We start from the raw sequence: 7875 nt of genomic DNA on the forward strand, positions 1-7875 counted from the left end.
TAGCAAAAACTGTAGATTTTGAAAGAAGTTTTTTGTAGGACTTAAATTATTCCAGAATAATGCTTACATTAGATTTACATTCAAGCTATGAGCTACTTTTTAAATGTTTCTATGAAATCAACTGAACAGCAACTCTCTGACTATCAATCTTTGTCGATAAAAGCGGAGGCCTATATTAATTCCATTAAAAACAGCCCCCAAGAAAGATTGGAATCTCGAAAAGAATACTATGTAAAATATGGTTTCGCAGATGGGAACCAATATGGCTTCGGTAATTCTGAAATTGACTTTTTAGAATGGGAAGTAGAACGAGGTGTACTGGCAGAAGAATATCACGCCCGTTGGTGGTATAATGTTAATCTTAAGTTCATTTATTACTCAGTATTAGGATCGTATGTTTTTGAGGAAAAGTTAGAATGCAAAGATCTTCCTCAGCCTGTACAAAGATGGGTGGATTACCTTTCTAATCCTTGTTCTAGTACTTGGTATAAAGCACACAATACAAGCATTATTCATGGATACATTGAATACAAAGAATTAGCGAAAGAAGAGTCTTGGATTGAACAATATTTTATCAATGAAGTTTTAGACCGTTTACTTTATGCAGAAGTAATGGTAGAGGGAAAAACAGAATTATTTGGGCCTTTAGGTAAAATATTGGCTAACCCACGCTTACCAGCAGTGGATATATTGGTAAAAATAAAAGATTTATATCCTGAGAACTATCCATTAAAATTTAGAGATATGCTTAATGTGTTGGATATCGGATTTGATATAGGCACATTGATCTCCTATATATTAGATAAGGTTATCATAAAAAGACATTTAAAAAAGATCTATTTCTACATTTCAGAATTGTTGGAAATTCCTGAACTCGAAAATTTTATTGTCGACAATAAGGTAAACTATCCCCAAATTTAAATACTATGACTAAGAAGAAAATTGCAATTTTCGGAGGAGGCATCTCCGGATTGACTACAGCTTGGGAACTATCAAGCATTAAAAACTGGCAAGACCAATATGAGATTCATCTTTATCAATCAGGATGGAGATGTGGAGGTAAAGCGACTACAGGTTTAGGTGAAGAAGGAAGAGTGGAGGAAAGAGGTATTCACATGTTCCAAGGTTGGTATGACAATGCCTTCAGAATGGTACAGGAAGTATATGAATACATTGCAGAGCATAATTTAAATCCTGACGGTGCTTTTCAAACATGGAGAGATGGTTTCAACCCGAACCCAGTAACTTCCATGGTAGAACAAGATAAAAATGGCAACTGGATCGATTGGCCATTTGTTTTTCCTGACAACAACCGAGTTCCTGGATCAGGTGAACCAGTAAGTTCTTCTGTTTTAATTAAAGAATTTATCGCTTTAGGATTAGAAGTTTTAATCGGATCACCTTATCAAGAAAATACTTCCGGAAAAGTGGGATTCTGGAATGATTTACTAGCACACCTTTTCTTTGACCAACCTATTGCTGAAGAAAAAATCAAGAAATATTCTGGTTTAGAAAGACTAGCTTTACGCTTTGCTAAAAAACTAAGTATCAAAGAAGGAAAATATAATCACACAAAACGTTTTAAATCACTAGAGGAAAAAATAGATGAATTAGAACGTTTAGATGATAGAGTAGACCTTGTAGAAGACTTGATCAAATATTCAGATCGAATTGTAAAATTACTGAATACATGGATTTTTAAACTTCTATTTAGAGGTAATCACTTAAGACGAATTTCAGAAATTGTACAGCTATCGCTTGTTTGTATTGAAGGGGTTTTCAAGGATGTTTATAATGTAAAAACAGGGAAATACGAATGGGAAAACATCAACAACTATGATTTTTCTGATTGGTTGAGAATGAACGGAGCAAGTGAGCAAGTGATTAACTCCGCTATTGTACGATTCTTATATAAAGGTACATTTGCCAATAAGTACAATGGAGAAAAAGGAACTGTAGCTGCTGATATCTCTGTTCGAATGATGTTGATGATTCCTAGCTATAAGGGAAGCTTTGTTTGGAACCTAAGAGGAGGAACTGGGGGAACTTTTACAGCCCCACTTTATGTTGCATTAGAAGACAGAGGAGTCAACTTTCATTTCTTCCATCATTTGGATGAAGTGAAATATTCTGAAACTGATGAAATTGAGGAAATTATTGTTGGAAAACAGGTAGATCTTAAAGAAGGTCTAACCAAATATAAGCCTCTAGTGAAGCAAAAAGGATTGTTCCAATGGACACTTCATCCTGATTTGTCTCAGATTAATGAGGCACAAGCTGCTGAAATCAAGGAAAAAGATATTGATATAGAATCACATTGGTCAGGTTGGGAAAATGTTGAGTCTCTTGAACTGAAGAAAGGAGAAGATTTTGATGTTGCAGTACTGGCAACTTCAATCAAACCTTTAGAATATATCTGCTCTGAAATCATGAAGAAAAAACCAAAGTGGAAGAATATGGTGGAGAAGGTAAAAGCTACCGCTACACTTAATGTTCAATTCTGGTTAAATGAAGATATTGAAGGTTTAGGAATGGATCTAGGAGAATGGGGAATGAAAGACGGTTCTTATGCCAATACCGTCATTTATGAAGATCCTTTATATTCATGGACTTCTATGACCTACATTGCTCCTTATGAAAACTGGAAACCTGAATCAGAAGCAAAGCAAATCAGTTATTGGTGTGGAACTTGGCCTACCAATTACCCGGAACCACCAAGAAGTAATACGAATTATCCAAAAGAGCAAATTGCCTTATTGAAGAAAGTTGCTGAAGATTGGATGGACAATTACATGGGATGGTTCTGGCCAAAAGCAAGAAAGAATAATAAATTCGATTACTCACTATTATGTGATAAGAATATGGATGCAAATCCAATGGAAAAATTTAATAATCAGTGTTTCGTCACGAACATGGATCCATCAATGCATTATGTGTTAGCACAGCCAGGAACGAATAAGTATAGATTAAAAACCGATGAAACGGAATATAAAAATTTATTCTTTACAGGAGATTGGATCAATTTTGGATTGAACGTAGGCTATATGGAAGGAACTGTTATCTCAGGCATTCAGGCTGCAGATAAGATACTAACAAATAGTTTAAATAAATCCATTGAAAGACAACACGCTCTCTTAGGAGTTATTGAAGAATAGCGCTCTCATTTTTTAAAAACTTTTTTTATGTTTTTACCAGCACGATTTACCTACCTAATACTTTTATTTTTGATAGTAAGTAGTTCTTCTACTTACGCTAGGAGTCATACGTTCGAGAATATTGGTACTAAAGTGATGATTCTTGAAGATGCATCTCATTCTATCTCAGAAATGGATGTGATTTCAGGGAATAAAGACCACTTATTTAAATTTTATAATCAGGAAATTCCAAATTTTCAGTCTACCAAATCCTCTTATTGGGTGAAATTTGAGACGAATGTGTTGGATGCTGAGCATAATTATATTGAAGTAGGTAGTGCCTTTTTAGACACCTTACACTTTTATGAAGTAAGCAAGGAAGGTTTATTATTGAAAACGGTAAAAACAGGAGACGCTTATAATTTTAGTACAAGAGAAATCGATATGGGGAATTTTGTATTCCGGTTAACGGAACCACAAAATTCCACTATATATTTAAAAGTATCGGCTCTTCAGCCTTTATTTTTCCCATTAAGAGCAGGAACAATCACTGATTTTATTGCTTTCGAGCATGATTTTGATTTTTACCAAGGTATTTACTTTGGGTTCATGCTCTTGATGTTTTTCTATAACTTTTTTGTGTGGTACTCTACAAGAGATAATATCTACTTGGTTTATGTCTGTTATGTGTTGAGTATTACTGTATTTATGGCTGCGGTATTTGGTTACATGTTTGAATATTTATGGCCAGAAACACCGATTATTAATGAGTTTGTGGTCATCAGTTCCGCATTTACTCAAATCACAGCTGTTGTTTTTACTAGAAAGTTTATCCAAGGAGACACATTACCTCCAATCATCAAAAAAGGGTTTACACTTTACATCATTTGGGGATTCATTATTATTGCTAGTATCATTTTAGACTTTAAAGTGGAAGCATTAATGATGTCACAAGTAGGACTCTTAACACTTGGGTTCTTATTATTGATCGCAAGTTTGATCTCATATAAAAGAGGTTATAAGCCTGCCAAATATTACTTAATTGCCTGGGGTGCATTGAATGCAGGCTTTATCGCCGCAATTTTAGAGAGTGTCAATGTGCTAGAGGTAAGTATGTATTTAAATCCAATGCAGATTGGTTCTGGTATAGAAGTATTATTCCTCTCTTTTGCCTTGGGTGATAAGCTGAAAACATTAAAAGAAGAAAAAGAAAGAGCGCAGTTAGAAGTATTAGAAGCATTACAGAAAAATGAAACGCTTATCAAAGAGCAAAACGTAATGCTGGAAAGAAGAGTGACTCAAAGAACACACGAACTTTCTGAAGCTAACACTGAATTGACTGCCCTTACTGAAGAGTTATCAACTACTCTTGAGACGGTAAAAATGCAATCCAACATTATTGAAAAAGCCCACGAAAATACAAAGGCAAGTATCAATTATGCGAAGAGAATACAAGACGCAATGTTACCTAATACGAATCAGTTAAAGAAAGTATTAAAGGACATGTTTATTTTCTATAAACCGAGAGACATTGTAAGTGGGGATTTCTACTGGTCACATGAAAAAGATGAAATTATATATTTAGCAGCATGTGATTGTACAGGTCATGGTGTACCTGGTGGTTTCTTAAGTATGTTGGGAAATGAGGTACTTACGGAGATTGTCAGCCTAGAAGGAATAAGCGATCCTAAAGACATTTTGTTAGAAGCGGATAAAAGAATTTCTGAAATTCTGAAGCAAAAAATGAATACCAATATGGATGGTATGGATGTTTCATTAGTACGCATTGATAAAAAGAAAGGTGAGCTAACATTTGCAGGGGCCAAAAATCCATTGGTGTATGTGAAAGACGGAGAAGTTATAAAAGTAAAAGGTGATAGCTACTCAATTGGTGGTAACTATAAAAAGACAACACCACAATTCAAATCTCACATTATTCCAACAAAAGACACAAAGTTTTATCTTTTCTCTGATGGTTATCAAGATCAGACAGGTGGAGGTGACAATAAGAAATTTATGGTGAAGAAATTCAGAGAATTATTAAGAGATACTTCTCTAAGTGCAACTATGGAAGATCAAAAATCAAAAATTACGAGGACATTAGAGAAGTGGATGAGTCAAGAAGATCACTTCACTGCTCAAGTAGATGACATCCTTGTTGTTGGATTTGAAGTTTAACAATAGTCCACTAATAATTATATAACTTATATCCTCATAAAGCTAACAGGCGTTATGAGGATTTTTTTATAAAAAAAAGACTTTTGTACTAAAGAAATATTGAAATGCACTATTTAATAGTAATTTTACAACGATAAGAGTTTTTTATTACAAAACTGTCTGAATCTGAAAACTTCAACTAATTTAACTATCGCTTTCATTTTAATCTAAACACCTTCTAATGATGATGTACTATTTAATGATCGAAATTTTTATTTTCGGTTATCTATTGATTGTGTTGGAACACAATACTCATATCAATAAAGCTGCAACAGCTTTGATAATGGGAGCAGGACTTTGGGCTCTTTATGCCATAGGAGCTCAAGAAATTTTAGCACTAGGTTTTAGTGAAACTTGGAAAGAATGGCTGGTAAATAACGGTAATGATGGATCGCAAGAATCTATTACTCACTTTTTAGTTCATCATGAATTGACGGAACATCTTGCGGAAATTGCATCAATTGTCTTTTTCTTAATGGGAGCAATGACTATTGTGGAAGTAATTGATGAGTACCAAGGTTTTAGAGTAATTACCAATAGGATTAAAGTGACAAACAAGCCAAAATTACTGGCTATTATGTCATTCCTAACTTTCTTCCTTTCTGCTGCTCTTGACAACCTCACGACTACAATTGTAATTGTAGCTGTACTCAATAAGTTAATCAAAGACGATGAAACACGTTGGTATTTTGCAAGTATGATGGTCGTATCTGCCAATGCAGGTGGTGCTTGGTCTCCAATTGGTGACGTTACCACTATTATGCTTTGGATCGGTGGACAAATTACCGCCCTCAACATTGTTAAAGAAATATTTTTTCCTTCCTTGGTCGCTATGATTTTACCTCTGGGTATTTTGTGTATGAAGCTCAAAGGTGAAATTGATCCTCCTGACTTAGGAGAAGATGAAAACAAAGCTTTCATTCCATTAAGAGACCGACTGATTGTTTTGATAATGGGTATTGTAGCGTTGCTAGCAGTACCAGTGATTAAATCTTACACTCATCTTCCTCCATTTATAGGCATGTTACTAGGTTTAGGTGCCATGTGGTTCCTAACTGATTTTAAATTACACTCTAAAACATTAGCAGATAAAAGACGCCTGAATGTTGGTAGAATATTGACAAAAATTGATATGCCAACGGTACTTTTCCTAATGGGTATCTTATTAGCAGTAGGGGCACTCAGTTCAGCAGGACATCTAAATGTTATGGCTGGATTCATGCAGGAGCACTTCACTGATATTTATTTCCAAAATACACTTATCGGTGTCTTGTCTGCAGTAGTCGATAACGTACCAATTGTAGCGGCATTTATGGGAATGTATCCAATTGCTGAAGCAGGTGCTACTGGTGAGATGGCCAACTTTGTAGTCGATGGAAAGTTCTGGGAAATGTTAGCTTATGCTTCAGGTACTGGTGGTAGTATTCTGATCATCGGATCAGCTGCAGGAGTAGCGGCAATGGGCATGGAAAGAATCAGTTTCTTATGGTATTTAAAAAATATTGGTTGGATAGCAGGAATTGGTTACTTAGGTGGTATCGCATTATTCTACTTTGAAATGTGGTTAATGTGAACAACTTAACACAAACTCCCTTTATATAGCTAAAATCAAAGAAAGTTATCAACAGTTAATGTTGATAACTTTCTTTTTTTATACAAACTGCTATTTATCAGAAAGTAATTCACATAATTTGCTAATATTGTATCTATAACTTCAAAAACCGATTTATTCACAATCCAAAAAACTATGTATAGGCTGTTAATAATATCATTTTTTACCTTGATTTCAGTCAGTTGTGATCATGTTAAAACCAACAAAGAAAAGAAAACTGTTGATAACTCTTCAATAGGAGCAATTCCTGAAATTATCAACCATCAAATTGAGACGAAAACAGGAATGTTATTCACATTAACGGAAGAAAAGTTATCCCAAAGTGTTAGTAACATTTCAATTCAAGGTATGAATTTTCCGAATTCCAATGAAATACTCACATTTGAAGGAGTAGATCCAATTGAACAATTCTATGTGATCGATTTGAACAGAGATGGGTTTGAGGAATTTTATATTGCCGTAAGAACTGCTGGTTCTGGTAGTCATATCAAGCTATTAGGTATTGCTTCTTTCAATGATGAAAGTTATGGAAAGATCTATATTCAATCTATTTCTGATAACGATGACCTTTCTATTGGGTATATGGGACATGATGAGATCGATTTTACTTCAAATGGTATTCATAGAACTTATCCACTCTACACTTCAGATGATACAAATACTCACCCAACTGGAGGTCTGCGAAAAGTAAATTATGAATTAATCACAGGTGAAGCAGGATATATATTGAATCCTTATTTAGAGGAGTAAATCAATTACATATTACTCATCCCAATCATTTACCCTAATTCTAAATTATAACTAAACAAACATGGAAAAAGTCACAAATTAGAGGTAAGTACTAAGTCAAAAATAAATCATAGTTAATTCTAATTTATTTTTTGTGAGTACAACGCTAAAAAACGTATGAAT

Annotated in this window: 5 protein-coding genes; all 5 read left to right on the forward strand. The window is 34.3% G+C overall.

Features of this window, described 5'->3' with window-relative positions:
* The first annotated feature begins 87 nt into the window (after window positions 1–87).
* The 5 genes from IC221_RS27100 (at window position 88) to IC221_RS27120 (ending at window position 7713) form a co-directional block, all read left to right on the forward strand.
* Window positions 88–921 carry a hypothetical protein gene (locus IC221_RS27100; RefSeq protein ID WP_223241510.1) on the forward strand — a complete coding sequence of 278 codons (834 nt, stop codon included), beginning with the start codon at window positions 88–90 and terminating at the stop codon, window positions 919–921.
* 5 nt (window positions 922–926) lie between these two features.
* A complete protein-coding gene (locus IC221_RS27105) occupies window positions 927–3155 on the forward strand; it encodes an FAD/NAD(P)-binding protein (RefSeq protein WP_188171942.1) in 2229 nt (742 codons plus the stop codon).
* Between the two features lie 27 nt (window positions 3156–3182).
* Complete coding sequence (locus IC221_RS27110) at window positions 3183–5312, forward strand: 7TM diverse intracellular signaling domain-containing protein (RefSeq protein ID WP_188171943.1); 2130 nt, start codon at window positions 3183–3185, stop codon at window positions 5310–5312.
* A 223-nt stretch (window positions 5313–5535) separates the two neighbouring features.
* Entirely contained in the window at window positions 5536–6924 is a 1389-nt protein-coding gene (gene nhaD / locus IC221_RS27115; RefSeq protein WP_367397791.1) for a sodium:proton antiporter NhaD, read from the forward strand.
* A gap of 207 nt (window positions 6925–7131) precedes the next feature.
* The gene (locus IC221_RS27120; protein ID WP_188171944.1) at window positions 7132–7713 is read left to right on the forward strand and encodes a hypothetical protein; all 582 of its coding nucleotides are present in this window, start codon (window positions 7132–7134) and stop codon (window positions 7711–7713) included.
* Window positions 7714–7875 lie beyond the last annotated feature (162 nt).

This window comes from Flammeovirga sp. EKP202 (assembly GCF_014534745.1).
Classification (GTDB): Bacteria; Bacteroidota; Bacteroidia; order Cytophagales; family Flammeovirgaceae; genus Flammeovirga.

What these genes read in the sequence shown, in the direction of transcription:
- IC221_RS27100 (WP_223241510.1), top strand. Translation starts at nt 88, where the DNA reads ATGAGCTACTTTTTAAATGTTTCTATGAAATCAACTGAACAGCAACTC.
- IC221_RS27105 (WP_188171942.1), top strand. Translation starts at nt 927, where the DNA reads ATGACTAAGAAGAAAATTGCAATTTTCGGAGGAGGCATCTCCGGATTG.
- IC221_RS27110 (WP_188171943.1), top strand. Translation starts at nt 3,183, where the DNA reads ATGTTTTTACCAGCACGATTTACCTACCTAATACTTTTATTTTTGATA.
- nhaD (WP_367397791.1), top strand. Translation starts at nt 5,536, where the DNA reads ATGATGTACTATTTAATGATCGAAATTTTTATTTTCGGTTATCTATTG.